We start from the raw sequence: 621 nt of genomic DNA, 5'->3' as shown, positions 1-621 counted from the left end.
GAACACTCACACTTCTCTTCCCGGAAGTGCAACGGACACCCTCCCTGATGGCTGGCACACGGGAACATTTGCTGAAGCAGAACACTCACACTCTGCAACTGCCTTATTTTTATTGAAAAATAGCTGGCTGTGACGCCGAACTGACCGCAGGCTTCCCGGCGGGTTTTACCAAACACCAGAACCTGCTCCAGCGCGCTGACCATTCTGGGATTGCTGATATCGCAGACTTCAACCAGACTGAAAAAATATTTATTATCAACCTTCCCGGGTATTAAAATACCCGGTTTCTGATAATCATATAAAGAAACCCGCATATTGTTGTCCTCTGCCGTATGCTTGTTTATTCAGGCGGGTATTTCCGAAAGCCCCCTCCCTCTTTAAAAGTCTGTCCCCATATCACCGTTAATGATAAAGGTAATTCCCGGGTGCGGGTTTTCAGAAGGTGACACAGCGCCGCCCGTCGCTGATACATTTTTCTTTTGTCAGTCTGTGCTTTTACTGCCAGAACACTGACTTTCTCTCCACCGGCAAACCATTGTCTGGCCTCATGACATAACCGGGTTGAACGAACTTTTTTTGCAAGCAGCCGGTAAAGACATTCTTCAACATCCGTTAATACTG

At 47.3% G+C, this 621-nt stretch carries 2 protein-coding genes; both read right to left on the bottom strand.

The genetic code is table 11. The annotated features are described in order from the left end of the window. A partial coding sequence (locus ACU8YC_RS25565; RefSeq protein ID WP_446896042.1) for a PapB/FocB family fimbrial expression transcriptional regulator occupies nt 1-314 on the bottom strand: 314 nt, incomplete at its 3' end. Between the two features lie 26 nt (nt 315-340). Beyond that, nucleotides 341-621: hypothetical protein (locus tag ACU8YC_RS25560; RefSeq protein WP_446896041.1), on the bottom strand; the 281-nt coding region annotated here is incomplete at its 5' end.

The organism is Citrobacter sp. VF227, assembly GCF_052950715.1.
The sequence above is the reverse complement of the archived record's forward strand: the minus strand, read 5'-3'. Positions and strand labels throughout refer to the sequence as shown.